Origin of the sequence: Mesorhizobium sp. M7A.F.Ca.US.007.01.2.1 (genome assembly GCF_003998165.1) — a bacterium.
GTDB lineage: Bacteria > Pseudomonadota > Alphaproteobacteria > Rhizobiales > Rhizobiaceae > Mesorhizobium > Mesorhizobium ciceri.
In genome coordinates this window covers 1-17877 of record NZ_RZQP01000128.1, presented here as the reverse complement: position 1 = coordinate 17877, position 17877 = coordinate 1, and the positions used below count along the sequence as shown (strand labels likewise).

General features: G+C 60.6%; 21 protein-coding genes. 13 read left to right on the top strand and 8 right to left on the bottom strand.

Features of this window, described 5'->3' with window-relative positions; translation table 11 throughout:
- The 6 genes from EN949_RS21610 to EN949_RS36175 form a co-directional block, all read right to left on the bottom strand.
- On the bottom strand, positions 1-1365 hold a 1365-nt coding region (locus EN949_RS21610; protein ID WP_164782527.1), incomplete at its 3' end, for a hydantoinase/oxoprolinase family protein.
- 5 nt (positions 1366-1370) lie between these two features.
- Entirely contained in the window at positions 1371-1709 is a 339-nt protein-coding gene (gene fdxA / locus EN949_RS21605) for a ferredoxin FdxA (protein ID WP_127367800.1), read from the bottom strand.
- A complete protein-coding gene (locus EN949_RS21600; RefSeq protein ID WP_127370787.1) occupies positions 1706-2104 on the bottom strand; it encodes a group III truncated hemoglobin in 399 nt (132 codons plus the stop codon). Before EN949_RS21600 ends, fdxA begins: the two co-directional genes overlap by 4 nt.
- A 33-nt stretch (positions 2105-2137) precedes the next feature.
- The gene (locus EN949_RS21595; RefSeq protein WP_127367663.1) at positions 2138-2836 is read right to left on the bottom strand and encodes a CBS domain-containing protein; all 699 of its coding nucleotides are present in this window, start codon (positions 2834-2836) and stop codon (positions 2138-2140) included.
- A complete protein-coding gene (locus EN949_RS21590) occupies positions 2830-3366 on the bottom strand; it encodes a hypothetical protein (RefSeq protein WP_127367664.1) in 537 nt (178 codons plus the stop codon). Before EN949_RS21590 ends, EN949_RS21595 begins: the two co-directional genes overlap by 7 nt.
- 391 nt (positions 3367-3757) lie before the next feature.
- The gene (locus EN949_RS36175; RefSeq protein WP_206519123.1) at positions 3758-4078 is read right to left on the bottom strand and encodes a hypothetical protein; all 321 of its coding nucleotides are present in this window, start codon (positions 4076-4078) and stop codon (positions 3758-3760) included.
- Here EN949_RS36175 and EN949_RS21580 point away from each other — a divergent pair.
- The 7 genes from EN949_RS21580 (at position 4077) to mnhG (ending at position 10629) form a co-directional block, all read left to right on the top strand.
- Entirely contained in the window at positions 4077-4283 is a 207-nt protein-coding gene (locus tag EN949_RS21580; RefSeq protein ID WP_127367293.1) for a hypothetical protein, read from the top strand. The two genes, EN949_RS36175 and EN949_RS21580, sit on opposite strands and share 2 nt — an antisense overlap.
- 300 nt (positions 4284-4583) lie before the next feature.
- Complete coding sequence (locus EN949_RS21575) at positions 4584-7502, top strand: monovalent cation/H+ antiporter subunit A (protein ID WP_127370786.1); 2919 nt, start codon at positions 4584-4586, stop codon at positions 7500-7502.
- Positions 7502-7843, top strand: a complete 342-nt coding sequence (locus tag EN949_RS21570; protein WP_127370785.1) for a Na+/H+ antiporter subunit C — start codon at positions 7502-7504, stop codon at positions 7841-7843. The genes EN949_RS21575 and EN949_RS21570 overlap by 1 nt, the downstream gene beginning before the upstream one ends.
- On the top strand, positions 7843-9483 hold the full coding sequence (locus EN949_RS21565) for a monovalent cation/H+ antiporter subunit D (RefSeq protein WP_127366915.1): 1641 nt from the start codon (positions 7843-7845) through the stop codon (positions 9481-9483). Before EN949_RS21570 ends, EN949_RS21565 begins: the two co-directional genes overlap by 1 nt.
- Entirely contained in the window at positions 9480-9965 is a 486-nt protein-coding gene (locus tag EN949_RS21560; protein WP_127366914.1) for a Na+/H+ antiporter subunit E, read from the top strand. The genes EN949_RS21565 and EN949_RS21560 overlap by 4 nt, the downstream gene beginning before the upstream one ends.
- Positions 9962-10243, top strand: a complete 282-nt coding sequence (locus EN949_RS21555) for a K+/H+ antiporter subunit F (protein ID WP_064994275.1) — start codon at positions 9962-9964, stop codon at positions 10241-10243. Before EN949_RS21560 ends, EN949_RS21555 begins: the two co-directional genes overlap by 4 nt.
- The gene (mnhG, locus tag EN949_RS21550) at positions 10240-10629 is read left to right on the top strand and encodes a monovalent cation/H(+) antiporter subunit G (RefSeq protein WP_064994274.1); all 390 of its coding nucleotides are present in this window, start codon (positions 10240-10242) and stop codon (positions 10627-10629) included. The genes EN949_RS21555 and mnhG overlap by 4 nt, the downstream gene beginning before the upstream one ends.
- Before the next feature lie 7 nt (positions 10630-10636).
- Here the strand turns inward: mnhG and EN949_RS21545 are convergent, their stop codons facing one another.
- Complete coding sequence (locus EN949_RS21545) at positions 10637-11494, bottom strand: universal stress protein (RefSeq protein ID WP_064994273.1); 858 nt, start codon at positions 11492-11494, stop codon at positions 10637-10639.
- A 478-nt stretch (positions 11495-11972) separates the two neighbouring features.
- Between EN949_RS21545 and rnk the strand changes: the two genes are divergently transcribed.
- From rnk to EN949_RS37140, 3 genes are all read left to right on the top strand, one after another.
- Complete coding sequence (gene rnk / locus EN949_RS21540) at positions 11973-12437, top strand: nucleoside diphosphate kinase regulator (RefSeq protein ID WP_127366913.1); 465 nt, start codon at positions 11973-11975, stop codon at positions 12435-12437.
- 161 nt (positions 12438-12598) lie between these two features.
- Positions 12599-13162, top strand: a complete 564-nt coding sequence (locus tag EN949_RS21535; protein ID WP_127366912.1) for a nucleoside-diphosphate kinase — start codon at positions 12599-12601, stop codon at positions 13160-13162.
- A 96-nt stretch (positions 13163-13258) separates the two neighbouring features.
- A complete protein-coding gene (locus EN949_RS37140) occupies positions 13259-13387 on the top strand; it encodes a hypothetical protein (protein WP_263499052.1) in 129 nt (42 codons plus the stop codon).
- 81 nt (positions 13388-13468) lie between these two features.
- Here the strand turns inward: EN949_RS37140 and EN949_RS21530 are convergent, their stop codons facing one another.
- Positions 13469-14314 carry a LysR family transcriptional regulator gene (locus EN949_RS21530; RefSeq protein ID WP_064994270.1) on the bottom strand — a complete coding sequence of 282 codons (846 nt, stop codon included), beginning with the start codon at positions 14312-14314 and terminating at the stop codon, positions 13469-13471.
- A 130-nt stretch (positions 14315-14444) separates the two neighbouring features.
- Between EN949_RS21530 and EN949_RS21525 the strand changes: the two genes are divergently transcribed.
- The 3 genes from EN949_RS21525 (at position 14445) to EN949_RS21515 (ending at position 17480) form a co-directional block, all read left to right on the top strand.
- Complete coding sequence (locus tag EN949_RS21525; protein ID WP_127370784.1) at positions 14445-15107, top strand: 5-formyltetrahydrofolate cyclo-ligase; 663 nt, start codon at positions 14445-14447, stop codon at positions 15105-15107.
- Positions 15108-15207: 100 nt separating this feature from the next.
- On the top strand, positions 15208-16803 hold the full coding sequence (ctaD, locus tag EN949_RS21520) for a cytochrome c oxidase subunit I (protein ID WP_064994290.1): 1596 nt from the start codon (positions 15208-15210) through the stop codon (positions 16801-16803).
- 56 nt (positions 16804-16859) lie between these two features.
- The gene (locus EN949_RS21515) at positions 16860-17480 is read left to right on the top strand and encodes a Tim44/TimA family putative adaptor protein (RefSeq protein WP_164754921.1); all 621 of its coding nucleotides are present in this window, start codon (positions 16860-16862) and stop codon (positions 17478-17480) included.
- Positions 17481-17877: the final 397 nt, after the last annotated feature.

Here is a 17877-nt window from a genome sequence, read left to right as displayed (position 1 = left end):
AGCCGCGACAGGATCCCAATTCCCTTGCCGGCCGAGCACATGGGCCGCATCGGATGGCGTGAAGCCCGCAATATGCACCAGACCACGCGCGACCAGGCGATTGAGTGTTGCGACCTGCGATGTCGATACGAGCAGCCGATCGAGCGCGGCGGGAATTGCCGAAATGTGGGCATAGAGCCGCGCCTCGGTAACGGTCAGGCCCGCAGCCAGACGCTCGGGGACACCTGTGCACAACGCGAAGCGGCCGTCCAGCCGGCTGGTGTTGGGGCTGAGCAATTGCCGCTTGAGGCCATTATGGATGGCATCGCCGTGCTTCACAGCGGCGAGCGCCAGCGGCACGAGTCGACGGGGGCCGAGCACGATCGTCGAAGTCAGCGACCGCTCATGGAGCGAGACTTCCGAATCTCCCCCGAGGCCAAAGGTGCGCATGGCGACGGCTTCCACCATGGTTCGCATTCCGCCGACGGTAGCGCCTTCCGGGTCGAGCCGCAGGCGACCGCCGTCCAGAACGGCGATGTCGGTGGTGGTGCCGCCGATGTCGGACACCACTCCGTCATCAATACCGGTCATGTACCGGGCTCCAACCAGGCTGGCCGCTGGTCCTGACAGGATGGTCTCGATCGGCCGGGCGCGGGCGAATTCTGCGGTGATAAGCGCGCCGTCGCCGCGCACGACCATGAGCGGAGCGACGATCCCGCGTCTTGCCAGAAAGCCTTCGGTGGCGTCGACAAGACGATCAATCATCGAGATCAACCGGGCGTTGAGAAGCGTGGTCATCGCCCGTCGCGGGCCGCCGAGTTTCGACGACAGCTCATGCGAACAGGTCACCGGAAGCCCGGTACGCTCGCGAATGACGTCACGTACCGCGACCTCATGCTCGGGATTGCGAACCGCAAAATAGGAGGCCACGGCGATGCCTGAAACCGTGTCGGCGAGAGACGGCAGCGCAGCCACGAGAGCGTCCAGCACCAGCGGACGCGGATCGCCGTGGACGTCATGTCCGCCCGGACAAAAGATCACGGGATCGGAGCCGAGAGCCTTTGACAATCCGTTCCGGTCAAGGTCGGCTTCGGCGAAACCGATCATCACCAGCGCGACCCGTCCGCCCTGCCCTTCGACGAGGGCGTTGGTTGCGAGCGTGGTCGACATGGAGACGAGCTTGATCGCGCCGGGTTCGATGGCAGCCTCGGATAAAACAGCGTCGACGGCACCGGCGATGCCCTCGGCAAGATCGTGCCGTGTGGTCAGCGATTTGGCCTTGGCCACGATGCCTGTAGATTCTGACCACAGCACGGCATCGGTATACGTGCCGCCGGTGTCGACGCCCAGATACAGGGGCGACGGCTGGTGGGTATATGCGTTCATCTTGATCAGTCGCCTAGCCCGGCTTCGGGTGAAAAATATTTCGCGAGCTTGTTTGCTTCACCGTCGAACGCCTTGGCGTCGGCGGGTGGATCACGCTTGACCGCAATATTGGGCCACGCAGACGCATACTCGGCGTTCAGCGCGAGCCAATCGTCGAGACCAGGCACGGTATCGGGAAAAATGGCTTTCGCCGGGCATTCTGGCTCGCAGACGCCGCAGTCGATGCATTCATCGGGATGGATGACGAGCATGTTCTCGCCTTCATAGAAACAGTCCACGGGACAGACTTCCACGCAGTCCATGTATTTGCATCTGATGCAATTGTCGGTGACCACGAACGTCATGAGGCGTTTCTCAGCCATGGCCGGTCAGGGCGACAGAACAATAACAGCTTCAGACTTTCGGCGACATGGGCGGCCTTCAGCCAAGACAGTCCCGCAGTCTCCCTGTCCAGCAATTCGTCGCAACTTTCGCCAAACAAGGCGAGGCACCGGTCGAGCCGACCGATCTCCAACCCACCCATGTGCTTGCGGACCGCGACGAGACTTCCCTTGTAGAATCCGCTGGTCAGGATGACCGAGGACCAAACTTCGTACATCTTCGCCAGACGCGTTTCGCAATCGCCGGCAACGACGCGCTCGAAAATCGGCCTGAGATCCGCGTCGGCGCGGATCTTGTCGTAGAAGGAGTCGACGAGTTGTCGAATCTGCTCGTCGGAAATCGGGGCTGTCTGTGTCAAGGGCATGCTCTGGTCCAGCGCTTATCCGGCCCTTCAGACCACACCGTAGGTCATATCGAGGGGAATGCGGTGATCATCGATAGCCCGCACGCCAGCGGTGTTTTCAGCCAGGATGAGCGTGGCTTTGCGCTCCTGCTCGGACAGGTAAGCTCCCGAGAACGTAACTACGCCGTTGGTCACGGTCACGTCCGACCTTCCGGTCGAGGGCCATGATTCGGATCGCAAGGCTTCAATAATCTCCAGCCTGATGCTGCTGTCGTCCTGCGACACCGGAGCGCGCCAACGTTTCCTGGCGACGACCAGCGCCCGCACCAGATCGGCACGACTGACGACCCCCACAATCTGTCCGTCGCGCAGCACCGGAACACGCTTGATCCGATTGTGTTCAAGCAGGGTTGCGATCTCGACGACTGGCGTGCTCTCGACCACAGTCGCAACGTCCTTTGTCATGACGTCGGTCACATGCTCGGAATGAGACTTGACATAGCCTTCCGCAAGGGCGGCGTTGTTGGCGAAAAGCCGAAGCCACCAGGAACGATGTTGCGGGGCTGTACCGATCTCTGCCCGGCGGATCAGCTCTCCTTCACTGACGATGCCCAGCAGCGCACCTCGATCAATCACCGGCACGGCGCTGATCCCGTACGACAGGAGAATATCGCCGACCTCATCCACCGTACTGTCAGGCCCTACCGCAATAACAGGTGACGTCATGACGTCCTTGGCGGTCAGCATTTCGTTCTCCTTAACCTGTCTGCGGGCGGCAGAACCGGCGGCAAGGTCGTTCCAGAGACTTGCCCGTTGCCAGCATGGAGGTGGATCGCGCGATAGAACTCCCTCGCATGGAAAGCATAGGCTTCCAGATTGGTCGGATCGCCAGCGAACAGCCCCATATCCTCGGCTTTCCGGAAGAACCAGTGAGCGGGCAAACCGGGTTCGAGCGCCTTCACGGCAACAGCCGCAAGCAATGGCAGGCCTTCGTCCGCATCGTCGTCCATCAGTTGTTCGAGCACATCCCGAATCACCCCTGTTGCGTCTGAACCAACTATGCTCTCGGCCAGTCTTGCATAGGTGATCGGCAGCCGGGTCTGTGCTTGCAGGAGCAGTTCCTCTCGGAGCCGTCTTTTGAGAGCACTGCCATCTACGAGAGCAATTGGAATGCGGCCATCTACATCGAGGCTGGCAGATACCATTTGCCCTACTACATGACACTGGATGTCCCTGCCGGAAAGTATTCTGCCGAAATCGTGTTCAAGCCTGTCCATTATTGTCATCGTCGAGCCCAGGTGCCCCTCGCGCGACAACGCCAAGAACTCCCGTGGCGTTTAGACCTGCTGGCTGGCACCGAATGTGTCAATTTCGTTACGCGCGAGCTTCACTCGTCCTTACCTACAAGACAAACGAAATTTATTGCCGCTTTAGCACAATTATTTTGCATCAGAATTTCGATTGCAGCGCGTGCACAGCCCTTCCCTTTTCGGAATCGATATGCATCTCTGATGGGCCGAAGCCATCGCGCCCTCGATTGTCCCGGCTCTTAGCAAGCGGTGATTTCGGCCCCGAACGCGGTAACAGGAGATTATGATGATCACTGGTGCTCAATGCCGTGCCGCTCGCGCGCTGGTCGAATGGACCCGTGACAAGCTCTCAAGCAATTCAGGTGTGGATGCGTTGGTCATCGAGGAATTCGAGCGCCGGATCAACCTTCCCGACCAGGATATCTGCGACACGCTGCAAACCGCGCTTGAAAACGCCGGCGCCGTTTTCATCGCGGAAAACGGCGGCGGTGTCGGCGTTCGCCTGAAACTCAACCGCTCCGAAGTCAGACGAATTGGCGTCCTGGAAAATGAAGGCGGCATCGTCGGAACGGACGCCGTTCCATAGGTCTTCTGAGCCGATGGTTCCACGTTCACAGTCCGCTGCTGGGCAGTTCAGATCCCGCTTGGCTGCGCAGGCGCGAGGAAGGAAGCCCTTCATGACGGTTATCTGGGACGATCTCACCGAGGACGAGCAAACGGCGCTCAAACGAATGAACCGCGGACCTTACCCTTCTTTATCGAAACCCTTGGCCGAACGCCTTGTCTTCCTCGGACTGGCGGAAGAAAGACCGGGCGGGACCGGGATAAACAGGGCCGGACGAGAACTGGTGATAGCCACCTTGCTTGGCGCCCGCCACGACTAGGCGTGCGTCAAACGGATCGGATAGCAACTGACGGCAGGGGCCGCTGACGGCATGCCGGAAGCAGCCGAACGCCACCTTTCTTGAGAGTCCGCACCGAGCGCTCCCATCCACATGGCGCTCGGATCCTTGATCGATGTCAGCGACCTCGCAAACTGCTTCTGCCTCCAACTGAGTGGTCATCGCGCGGCGCGGACAGGTGTTCTGGGAACCCGCCAATCAATGCCTTGCCCAATGTCACCGGAGAACCATAATGGGCGGAGCCAGGCAGTGGTTGTCTCCGAAGACTTTGGGCTCCAATAGATGACAGACGACACAGCGCTGATACTGATGATCGTCCTGCCTTTCGTAGGCAGCCTTGCCGCTCTCATGCTCCCGACAAAGGCTCGCAACGCCGCAGCTGTCCTCGCCGCCGCCGCGTCGTTTACCTGTCTGGGTTTGGCGGTCATGTTTTATCCCTCGGTACTCGGTCGAGGTGTGGTGCGTAGCGATATCGAATGGCTTCCGACGCTTGGCCTTGATTTCACTTTGCGAATGGATGGATTTGCCTGGCTGTTCGCCATGCTCATAAGCGGCATCGGCTTCCTCGTCGTCATTTATGCGCGCTACTACATGGCCCCGGAAGACCCGGTTCCGCGGTTCTTTTCGTTCTTTCTCGCGTTCATGGGATCGATGCTCGGGGTCGTCATTTCCGGAAACTTGATCCTGCTGGTCGTATTCTGGGAACTGACCAGCATCTTTTCCTTCCTGCTGATTGGCTATTGGCACCACAACGCCAGTGCCCGCGACGGCGCCCGCATGGCGCTGACGATTACCGGCATCGGCGGCATCGGTCTGTTGGCCGGCTTCCTGCTGATTGGCCATGCCGTTGGCAGCTACGACCTCGATCGTGTTTTGGCGTCGGGCGACCTTATCCGCTCCCACGATCTCTATGTGCCCATCCTGGTTCTTGTGCTGCTCGGGGGGTTCACCAAGAGCGCGCAGTTTCCGTTTCACTTCTGGCTGCCCAACGCCATGGCCGCACCGACCCCGGTCTCGGCCTACCTGCACTCAGCGACCATGGTGAAGGCCGGCGTGTTCCTGTTGGCGCGCCTGTGGCCGGTGCTTGCGGGGACATACGAATGGTTCTGGATCGTCGGCTTCGCCGGCATGATGTCTTTCGTTTTGGGAGCTTATTTTGCGATCTTCCAGCGGGACATTAAGGGTTTGCTCGCCTACTCGACCATCAGCCATCTCGGTCTGATTACACTTCTGCTCAGCCTCGGTAGCCCGCTGGGTGCCGTCGCTGCCATCTTCCACATGATGAACCACGCCACGTTCAAAGCCTCGTTGTTCATGGCCGCCGGTATCATCGACCATGAGACCGGAACGCGCGACATGCAGCGGCTGGGCGGGCTTTTCCGTGTCATGCCCTACACCGCGACGCTCGCCATGGTGGCAAGCGCGGCCATGGCTGGCGTCCCCCTCCTGAATGGATTTCTCTCCAAGGAAATGTTCTTCGCCGAGGCGATCGAAACGCACGCCGATTCCATTCTCGATACCGCCGCGCCCTATGCTGCCGTCCTGGGCAGCGCTTTCGCTGTTGCCTACTCGGCACGGTTCATCCACAGCGTGTTTTTCCGACCGCTGCCGGCTGAGCTGCCTCGCGAACCTCACGAACCGCCGTTTTTCATGCGGTTTCCGATCCAACTTCTTGTGCTTGCCTGCCTCCTGGTTGGGACCGTTCCCGGCCTGACCATCGGTCCGTTCCTCCACACCGCCGTCACCTCCGTCCTGGGACCCGCGACGCCACAGTACAGTCTGGCTATCTGGCACGGGTTCACAATTCCTCTGTTCATGAGCGTGTTGGCGCTTGCCGGTGGCGCAATCCTTTATCTGCTGCTGAAGGACTATCTGGCGCGCTGCGAGGACGGCCCTCCCTACTTCCGCCGTCTCAGGGGCCAGCGCGTCTTCGAGCGCGTGTTGGTGGTGGTTTCGTGGAGAGGTGCCCGCTTCCTGGAAAGGTTTCTCGGAACGCGTCGGCTCCAGCCGCAACTTCGCTTGCTGGTCGTCGTGGCCTTCATCGCCGCCGCTTGGCCGCTCTACAGGCTAGGTTTCGATCCTGGTCGGCTGACAGTCCAAGGCGTCGACGTCACCTTCGCCGGCATCTGGGCAGTCGGCGTCGTGTGCGCCCTTGGCGCCGCGTGGCAAGCCAAGTTCCACCGGCTGTTCGCCCTTGTCCTGCTCGGCGGAGCCGGACTTGTCACCTGCACCACCTTCGTCTGGTTTTCGGCGCCGGACCTCGCGCTCACTCAACTGCTCGTGGAGGTGGTGACCACGGTTCTCATCCTTCTGGGATTGCGCTGGTTGCCCAAGCGATCGGCAGACGTCGCCCCCGGCCTGGCCACGACTGGCGCAAGACTACGTCGCTACCGCGATCTGGCCATTGCGGTGGTGTGCGGGACCGGCATGACCATTATCGCCTATGCGGTTATGACACGAACCCCGCCCGTCACAATCGCCGACTTCTTCCTGAAAAAGGCCTATTCGGAAGGAGGCGGCAAGAACGTCGTCAACGTCATCCTGGTGGACTTCCGGGGTTTCGACACGTTCGGCGAGATCACGGTTCTCGGCATCGTCGCATTGACGGTGTTCGCCCTGCTTCGCCGGTTCCGGCCGGCGCCCGACAATGTCGAATCCCCTGAACAGCAACGCGTCCAGAGGGCATTCGACGAAGCCAGGCCCGACCGTGAGGCGGGCGATACGGTGAGCGACTATTTGCTGATCCCGGCGGTGATCATGCAATGGCTGTTCCCGGTCATCATCGTGTTCGCCGCCTATCTGTTCATGCGCGGCCACGATCTCCCCGGCGGCGGCTTTGTCGCCGGAATCGCATTGGCCGCCGCCTTCATCTTGCAATATCTGGCGGCGGGCACACGCTGGGTTGAAGACAGGTTGCGGGTCCTGCCGGTGAACTGGATCGGCTTCGGCCTTCTCCTGGCGGCCCTCGTCGGGGCGGCCTCCTGGCTGTTCGGATACCCTTTCCTGACCTCGTATTCCCGTTATGTCGAATTGCCACTGATCGGTTCGGTGCCGGCGGCTACCGCGACCCTTTTCGATCTCGGCGTCTTTTGCCTCGTTCTCGGTGCGACCGTGCTGATGCTGATCGCTCTCGCCCACCAGTCCATCCGCCGACTGCGCGCATACCGGATCGTGGCGCAAAGCAACGAGGAAATCGCGTAGTGGAGCTTATCCTTGCCATCGGGATCGGCGTACTGACGGGGGCCGGCGTTTGGCTGTTACTTCGGCCGCGGACCTTTCAGGTCATCATCGGCCTGTCGCTCATCGGCTATGGGGTTAATCTGTTCATCTTCTCGATGGGCAGACTCAGGGTGAATACGCCGCCCGTTCTCCAATCCGGCGCGGTGGTCAACCCAGCGGACTACGCCGACCCCATCCCGCAGGCGCTTGTTTTGACCGCCATCGTCATCGGCTTCGCGACAACGGCCCTGTTCCTCGTGGTGCTGCTCGTATCGCGTGGCCTGACGGGCAGCGACCATGTCGACGGCAGGGAGCCCAATTGATGGAAACGGCAGGTCATCTCATGATCATGCCGATCGTCCTGCCGTTCGCGGCAGGGGCCGTGCTGCTGCTGCTGGACGAGCGTCGCCATGTCGTCAAGGCAGTGATCAGCATCGTCTCGGCGCTTGCGCTGGTGGTCATCGCCATAGCTCTGCTTCGCTCGGTCGACAATGCCTTTGCTTCGTCAGCAACCACCGGCGTCTATCTGCTCGGCAATTGGCCGGCGCCGTTCGGCATCGTGCTCGTGCTCGACAGGTTGTCCGCCCTGATGCTGGTTCTGACCAGCGTACTGGCGCTCGCTTCCCTGGCCTTCTCGCTGGCGCGCTGGCACAAGGCAGGGCCGCATTTCCATACGCTCTTCCAGTTTCTGCTCATGGGGCTGAACGGGGCGTTCCTCACCGGCGACCTGTTCAACCTGTTCGTCTTCTTCGAGGTGCTTCTGGCTGCATCCTATGGTCTCGTTCTGCATGGCTCGGGGCCGCTCCGCGTCAAGGCGGGCCTGCACTACATTGCAGTCAATCTCGCTGCTTCGTCGCTGTTTCTGATCGGGGTCAGCCTGATCTACGGCGTGACCGGCACACTGAACATGGCAGATCTTGCGCAGCGAATCCCGGCGGTGCCGGCGGCGGATCGAATGCTGCTCGAAGCAGGCGCCGCCGTCCTCGGCGTCGCCTTCCTGGTCAAGGCGGGGATGTGGCCGCTGAGCTTCTGGCTGCCCGGCGCTTATTCGGCGGCAGCGGCCCCGGTCGCCGCGATCTTCGTGATCATGACCAAGGTCGGCTTCTATATCCTGCTGAGGCTTTCCCTGTTGCTGTTTGGCGTGGACGCCGGCGCCACAGCGGGCTTTGGCGACTCGTGGCTGCTGTTCGGCGGCATGGCCACCATCGCCTTCGGCGCTATCGGCGTGTTGGCGTCGCAGGCAGTGGGCCGGCTCGCCGGCTTCAGCATCCTGGTCTCATCCGGCACACTGCTGGCCGCGATCGGGATGGCCGATGCGAGAGTCACTGCCGGAGCCCTCTTCTACATGGTCAGTTCAACACTGACGATCGGCGCGTTCTTTCTCTTGATCGAACTCGTCGAGCGGGTGCAGGACCCAGCCGCGCATGTTCTATCGGTGACCATGGAAGCCTATCGCGACGACATGGAGGAGCCGGTGCCAGAGCAGGAGGAAGTCGGCGTTGCCATCCCCGGCACGCTGGCCGTTCTCGGCATCTGTTTCGCGGCATGCGGCCTCTTGCTCGCGGGCCTGCCACCGCTTTCGGGATTTGTCGGAAAGTTCGCGCTGCTGACCGCGATGGTGCGCCCCGATCCTGTGGCGGGTGGCGGCCTAATCGCGGGCTCGACATGGGTCCTGGTCGCGTTGCTGATCCTGTCCGGCCTCTGCGCCCTGATCGCCACGATGCGCGCTGGCATCCAGATTTTCTGGGCGCCGATCGAAGGCACCGTCCCCCGCGTGCTGCTCCTGGAGATCGCGCCAGTAGCCTTCCTCCTGACGCTCTGCCTGTTGATGACGGTCCAGGGTGGACCGATGATGCGCTACATGGATGCGACCGCCCAATCGCTGCATTCGCCCGCGGACTACTTGCGAGATGTTCTGTCCACCCAGCCGATACCAGGGCCCAACGCGCCGAGGGACAAATGATCGCCCTTCTGCCTTATCCGCTGCTGACAAGTTCGCTGCTCGCGATGTGGATACTGCTCAATGGGCTGTCCATCGGCCAGGTGTTTCTCGGCGGCGTCATCGCTCTCGCAGCGTCCTTGGCCATTGCAGCGCTTCAGCCCGCTAAACCAAAAATACGACGCTGGGACCTGATCCCGCAATTGGTCCTGGTCGTCCTGGCGGACATTCTTCGCTCCAACATCGCCGTGGCGGAGATCATCCTGCAAGGCGGGCGGCATACGCGAACATCCGGATTCGTGATGATCCCGCTCGACCTGCGCGACCGGACTGGGTTGGCCGTACTCGCCTGCATCATCACCAGCACGCCCGGCACCGCCTGGGTCGAATATCACGCCGGCAGCGGCAGGCTTCGGATCCATGTTCTCGACCTGATCGACCAGCAGGCGTGGATCGACCTGATCAAGCAGCGTTATGAACGACGGTTGATGGAGATTTTCGAATGAGCGGCGTCATAATCGCATGGTCCGTCACCACCGCTCAATTGCTTCTGGTCGCCGCCATGGCATGTGCTCTGCTGCGCCTCGTTCGGGGGCCGCGCGCGCAGGACCGGATCCTGAGCTTCGATGCGCTCTATGTCGGCGCCATGCTTCTCCTGCTGACTTTCGGCATCCGTGCCGGCAGCACGGTCTATTTCGAGGCTGCCCTGGTGATCGCGCTGCTTGGCTTTGTCTCGACCGTGGCGCTGGCGAAATTCCTTATGCGCGGCGAGGTAATAGAATGACCCCTGTCGCCGACCTGCCGGTCTGGGCTGCTCTGCTCACGGGGTTCTTCTTGATCCTGGGGTCGACGCTGACCCTGCTCGGGTCGGTCGGGCTCCTGAGGTTCAGAAGCTTTTACGAACGAATTCACGCCCCGACGCTAGGGACCACCTGGGGCACGGGCGGTGTTCTGATCGCCTCGATCATCTTTCATTCCGTGCTTCAGTCGAAACCTGTCCTGCACGAGATACTGATCGCACTGTTTGTGACTGTCACGACACCCGTCTCGCTTATGCTGCTGGCGCGCGCGTCGCTTTACCGGGACCGCAGCGAAGGCAACGATGGCGTCCCGCCATTCGAGACGGCCGCGCAATCCCAAGACGAACAACCACGATCATCTGGCGCGTAGGCCACGATCAACTTCGGATCGGCGGCACCGCGAAAACATCCACGTCGACCGATCGCAGAATGCTTTCTGTCACGCTGCCCAGAAGTACCTTGATGAGACCCGAACGGCCATGCGTTCCGATCACCAGAAGGTCGGGCGCCACCTCCTTGATCGCCTCCATGATTGCTTCGACGGGGCCTGCTTCCTTGATACGCAGCGACCAGTTGTCGACGCCAAAGTCGTTCGCCTCCAGAAACGCGACCAGTTCCCTACCCGCCTGCAAACGTTCTGCCGCCACGTAGCGCGCTATCTCGTCCTTGCCTATTCCAGCATTGGACATTTTTCCCTTGGCGAACGCATCGAAACCATGGACCAGCGAAAGACTGGCGTCGCCTATGAGCCCGGTTTCCCTCGCCGTCCTGATTGCGCGTGCGGACGGCTCCGACATATCCACGGCGGCCATCACCTTTTTGTATGAATGTTCCACCTCAGCATTCACCATGAGGACCGGGCATGGTCCGGTACGGATCACGCGTTCGATGGTCGTTCCGACAAAAATATCGCGGAGCAACTGCTTGCGGTGCGCGCCCATTACAATGAGATCCGCCGAGCTCGCCGCGGCCGCTTTCAGGATGCCGTCGAACGGGTCGCCGGCGACAACCGTGGACTTGCAGCGGAGCCCCTGCAGTTCGGGGATCGAGGCCATTTGTTCTTCAAGATATCGCTGTGCTTCGCGTCTTTCGAGCTCGAGTATATCTGCGGGCTGGTCGTCGTCGACGACATGGACAAGCGTGAGTTCGGCGCTGACGTCCCGAGCCACAAGGCCAGCTCGCCGCAATGCACGTAGCGAACGGGTGGAAAAATCTGTCGCGGCAAGGATTTTCATGGCAGCTCCTTGTTCCTCGTCCCTGAAATCATAACCGCCGGTCGTTGGGAGTACTTTGGCTAGTAATCTGGTTGACGATGCTATCGCGTATTCGAAGTGGCATCCTAGGCGGCGGCTCTACTGTGCTGCAAGGGCCTCCGGAAATGCTTGATCGGCTTCTCTTGCCGCAGGCCTGGCTCCCGCGCGGCTTGACTTCGCAGATTGCTTCCCCAACTATAGGGTATGAGCACCGTCGCCAAAATCCGTCGCGATTTTCTTTTCCGGGTTTGCCCCATAGCGGGATCGTAACCCCCGTCTCGGCTGCCATGCGCGCCCCGAGCCGAGGGGTGAACATGTAAAAATTGAACATGTAACATTGGCGCAGGGTTGCATCAGTCCCTGCGGCATCGGCGCATTCAGCAACAAATTTCCGGCGCACTGACAACCGCTGACGATCCCTTGCCGGGCTCGGACGCGAGGCAGAAACATGAGTACTCAAATGCAAGACATCACGAAAAGCCGGCGCAAGCCGAACATCCGCATTTCGAAGTCGGACCACGCGCGTCTGTCGGCGCTCGCGAACACCGTTGCCGTTCGAAATCCGGAGGCGGCAGATGAGTTGCTCGCCGAACTCGAGCGCGCCCGCATCGTCGCTGATGGCTGGGTCTCCGCCGGCACCGTCCGGATGGGTTCGACTGTGACCTTCAAGCCCGACACCGGCGATCGGAAAACGGTGACGCTGGTTTTCCCTGGCGATGCGGACATCTCCGAAGGCAAGGTGTCGATCCTCACGCCGATTGGCACAGCCCTGATCGGCCTCTCGGCTGGACAGTCTATCATGTGGACCGCCCGGGACGGACGCCGGCACGAATTGTTGGTGCTTGACGTGACCCAGCTCGCTCCGGAAGGCGATGGTGCCGATCGGCGCGCGCCAGCGTCTTCGACAATCGCTGCGGGCGTCTAGACATGGGCGTTGGCATCCGTCTCCTCAATCACGCGGGCAGCCTCATCGCGGGAGTGTGACCCCTGCGCCGGCCTATCCTGGCCCGGCACAGGGGTAGCTTTCCAAACCCGATCAATTGCCTGACGCCGGACCCCTTGCACAGGGCCGGCTGGAGACGTGCCATGCCCACTATCGATAGCTGCCAACTGACCACCAAGGACTACACCATTCTTGAGGTGATGCAGGAGCGCCGACCTGCCCTCGGCGATGCCTTGTCGGCGATCCTTCAACGGAAGATTTCGAGCGCAGTTGTGATGTTTCGGGAAGACATCCCGGCAAACGTCGTGACGCTCAGCAGCCGCGTGGCTTATCGGGTAAACGACGGCCCTGCCGAAACCCGCATCGTCGCCCATGACCACATGCGCGGTCTGGTTGGCATGCTGTTGCCTATCACCAATCCGCGCGGCCTGGCGCTGCTCGGTCTGGCCGAGGGTCAGTCCATTTCCATTCCGACCTCGAACGGCAGCCTTGAAACGCTGACCGTACATGAAGTGGTTTATCAGCCAGAAGCCGCAAGGCGCGAGAGGCTGAAGCTGGCGGGCGTTGCCGAGCCGGGTTCGTGGCGACCGGACGGACCGGTTCTGCGCGTCGTCCATCGTTCCGATGAACCGCACGACGAAGCTCAGAGCAAAGTCGCGGCGGCATTCGATGCCGGGTTCGACGACCCGGGTCCATCGGCCGCCTGAGAACTCGACTGTCCCGAAGGCTGTGAAGGCGGGTGGACAAGCGTCCCGTCGGGCCTTGCCCTGTATCAATTGAGGCCAACAAAGTAGGGTCTGATTATGGATGATTACAACAACCAGAAGGGCGCCAAGCCTGAAGATGTGCGAGCCGCGTTGAGAGGCTGGGCATTCTTCGCCGTTCTAATGACCGGAATCTTTGGCCTGGCCTACGCTTTGATCGAAATGTAGATGAACCGGCGAAGCCGACCAGCTTGCCGTTGCAGTCTTTGCGATCAAACGCGAACCATGGCTTCGCGCCGGGAGCGACGCTCAATTCACAACTTGCTTCAGGCCGCGCAGCGCCTCCTGTACGTCGGCTCGCGCCTCGCTTGCTTCCGAATAGACGGCATAGGCCGGATAGGTGAATTCCGGCGCGCCTTCTACTACCTCCAGTTGCCCGGCCTCGATATGGGGAGCTGCTGCGCCCCTGCGGAAATAACCCATTCCGCCGGCGCGCAAGATGTAGCTCAGCCCCAGCGGTCCCAGGCCGACCATCAATCCCGGCTCGCCGAAGGCAGAGGAACTGGCACCATGCTGGGCCGCAAACAGCGGCCCCCAGTCGACATAGACATAGTCCTTGGAGCCGCCGGGTTCCCCGTCTCGGTCCATGGTCCGGACCAGAACGAGTTGCTCCTCAACGAGAAGCTCCACCCTGAATCCCGGCAACAACCTCGGCGCATAGAGCACCGCAATGTCAAGAACACCGGTCCTGAGTTGCTCGATCAGTTGGTCCGGTACGCCGACCTGGGCTTGGATGGCGATTTCCGGCCTGGCGTTCTTCATCCAGACCAGCCAGTCGAGCAGCAGCGGGTTCCACAAGCTGAGCTCTCCGCCAAGGGCGACGACGCTTGTCCGTCCCGATGGGATGGCGAGTTGGTGGCGGGCGCGCTCCCAGATTTGCACGAATGACTGGGCGAACCGCTCGAACTCCCGGCCCGCCGGCGTCAGTTGCGCGCCGTTGCGGTTACGGATGAAGAGCTGACGTCCGAGCTCCTCCTCCAGCGTGCGAATGCGTGCGCTTACGGTGGTCTGCGTGACATGAAGGCGATCCGCAGCCTTCAGGAAGCTGCCCGAATGGACGATTTCCAAAAACGTGCGAGCGCGGTCGATGTCCATTGGGGCTTCTCGGTTCAGTGCAATAATCTTGCACCAATACAGCATTTAATTCCGTTTGCCTTCCTGTTTTACACAGCGCAACCTTGATGAGGCCGAGCGGTTTCCGCTGCGACGGTTAATGGAGCGCGCAATGCCAGATCAGGAGGATGGTCCCTTGGAAACGCAAGAGTACGCCTCTCCGCCGTGCTACATGCACGAACTTGTTCCGGGATATGGCGCGGATTCGATCGCGCAGGACACTTGGTCGGATGTCTGTCGGTGGCGGAAGGCGGAACGCAAGCGCCTGATCGACGAGCGTCTAGCCGTAGACCCCGAGGAACGCCTCGCGAAGTCTTTGCGCATCGCTTCCGCTCTCGATCTGGCTGTCGGCCGGGTGAGCGGCCGCATCGTTAGTGGCTATTGGCCTTTTCGAGGGGAACCGGACCTTCGCAACTGGGCGATCCGGGTGATCGAGCGCGGCGGGCGGATCGCGCTGCCGGTCGTCATCAAAAAAGGCTGGCCGCTCGAGTTTCGTATTTGGGGACCGGGAGACCCACTGGAACGCGGAATGTGGAATATTCTTGTCCCGTCACACGGGCCTTCGGTCCAGCCGGATGTGGTCATAGCGCCCGTAGTCGGTTTCGACCAGGCGAATTATCGCCTGGGCTATGGCGGCGGCTTCTTCGACCGGACCCTGGCCGCCGCGCCGAAGCGGCCTCTCGTCGTGGGCGTCGGTTACGCCAGCAGCAAAACCCAGACCATCTATCCGCAGCCACATGACATTCCGATGGATGTGATCGTCACGGATGAATGAATGAGCGCAGGCGAGGCTAATCCTTTGTGACGGCGGATCGCAGATGCCGTCCATTGTTGAGGCCGTCTTGCCAGCCAGCAGTGAAAGCAGGAAGCACGTCATGTCCAATCCCGCCACAACCTTGGATGATCACAAGCCCCGGTTTCTCGTCAGGTGGCTGTTTTCGACCAACCACAAGGATATCGGGACGCTTTACCTGCTGTTCTCGATCATGGCAGGCGTCTTCGGTACCGCGCTTTCCGTGTTGATCCGCATGGAGTTGCAGGAACCGGGCCTGCAGATATTTGGCGATCCGGGTGTCTACAACGTCGTCGTCAGTTCCCATGGGCTGGTCATGATCTTTTTCGTCCTCATGCCGGCGCTGATCGGTGGCTTCGGTAACTGGATGGTGCCGATCATGATCGGCGCGCCCGACATGGCCTTTCCGCGCTTGAACAATATCTCGTTCTGGCTTCTGGTGATGTCGTTTATCCTCTTCATCACCTCAATGTTCGTTCCGGGAGCACCCGGCACGCTCGGTCACGGCGGCGGCTGGACGCTCTATCCGCCCTATTCGACGGACGGCCAGCCGGGTCCCGCCGTCGACCTGGTCATCCTGTCGATCCACCTTTCGGGCGCCTCCTCTATTCTCGGCGCGATCAACTTCATCACCACCATCTTCAACATGCGCGCACCGGGCATGACGATGCACAAGATGCCTCTGTTCGCCTGGTCGATGCTGGTCACCGCGTTCATGCTTCTCATGTCGCTGCCGGTGCTCGCCGGTGCCGTCACCATGCTTTTGACTGATCGCAATTTCGGGACGACTTTCTTCGCACCGTCCAGCGGCGGTGATCCGATCCTATACCAGCATCTGTTCTGGTTCTTCGGTCATCCCGAAGTCTACATCATGATCCTGCCTGGTTTCGGCATCATCAGCCATGTCATCTCGACCTTCGCCAAGAAGCCGATCTTCGGCTACATCGGGATGGCCTATGCGATGGTGGCAATCGGTGCGATCGGCTTTGTTGTCTGGGCACACCATATGTATACCACGGGCCTGTCCCTGGACACCCAGCGCTACTTCGCCTTCGCCTCGATGGTCATCGCCGTTCCAACTGGGGTGAAAGTGTTTTCGTGGCTGGCTACCATGTGGGGAGGATCAATCGAGTTCAAGACCCCCATGCTCTGGGCTCTCGGCTTCGTCCTGCTCTTCACCATCGGTGGTGTCACTGGCATCATGGTTGCCAACCCCGGTATCGACCGCGTCTATCACGACACTTACTTTGTGATCGCCCACTTCCACTATGTGCTGTCATTGGGCGCGGTCTTCGCCATCTTCGCCGGCTTCTACTACTGGTTCCCGAAGATGACTGGTTACATGTACAACGAAACGCTCGGCAAGTTGCATTTCTGGCTGATGTTCGTCGGCGTCAACCTCGTCTTCTTCCCGCAGCATTTTCTCGGCATGGCTGGCATGCCTCGACGTTATGCCGACTACCCCGACGCTTTCGCCGGCTGGAATTTCGTGTCGTCGATCGGTTCCTACATTTCTACGGCCGGACTTATCGTCTTCTTCATCGCGGTCGCGGAGGCCTTCGCCCGCAAGCGTCAAGCTGGCGCCAATCCATGGGGCGAAGGTGCGACCACGCTCGAATGGCTGCTGCCGTCGCCGCCGCCATTCCATCAATGGGAACGGCTGCCGCGCATTGTCTAAAAGTCACCTCTGGTTCTGAACCGGCGCCCGCTTCGACATTTTGTCGGGAGAAATTCATGAACGAGACCACAGACCCCAACAACCAGATACTGCTCATGGCGATCATCGCGTTTTATTGGGCGTTTCTAGGCAGTTGGAGCAAACGTCAGTCACGTCCGGGCGATGACAAGGCAAAACCGGACGATGCGCCGACTGAGCGTCTAGCCGGAAGTAACGAAATCACGTCTTCCGGCGACACGCCCTTGGAGGTTATCCGAAAGAGCGATCCGAGTTTTGACCCTGCCACGTTTCTGGCCGGCGCCAAGGCGGCTTATGAAGTTGTCCTGTTGGCCTATGCAAGTGCGGACATCCAGACATTGAAGCGCCTTGTCGGACCGGAAGTGCTCGACATCTTCGAACGGGCGATTGCCGGGCGCCGGGATCGGGCGGAGATGCTGCAACTCACCTTTATAGGCACGAACGACGCAAAGGTCGTCGACGCTCTTGAGGAGAATGGTACCGCTGAGATTGCCGTTCGCTTCGTTTCCGACGTGGTCAGCGTTACACGCTCGGCCAACAACGACATCGTTTCAGGAGATCCCCAGCAGATCATTGAAGTGATCGATACGTGGACGTTTGCCAGTGACATCCAGTCAAGGAAGCGAAATTGGATGCTGATCGCCACAGACGGCGGCTAGCTGCTTGCGTCATTCCGGTGACCGCTGAAGGGCGACGCTTGGACGCTTGTGTGTGGCTTTCATCGCGTGCGCCGTGATTAACCTAAGAGACCGGCGGTGATGACGTTTGAAACGCATCTGCGCTGCAGGTGCGGTGGAGAAATGTTGATGGCTTCCCGGCTAGGTCGGGTCTTCGGTTTGGCGTCGGCGCCTTCGTTGTGAAACGACACTTATGATTTCAACGCAATTTTCTTGCATCTGTCTTAGTTTCGGCGGCAACGCCATGAGACTCTTTGCTGGCCTCGCTGGAACATTGCGACGAGCCCGGTATCGTGGCGAGATAGCCATCGTATTGCCCGTCGCTTGTCTTTTTTGATGGCGGCCGAAATTGGGCTGGAAACGCACTGCAGAGTTACAC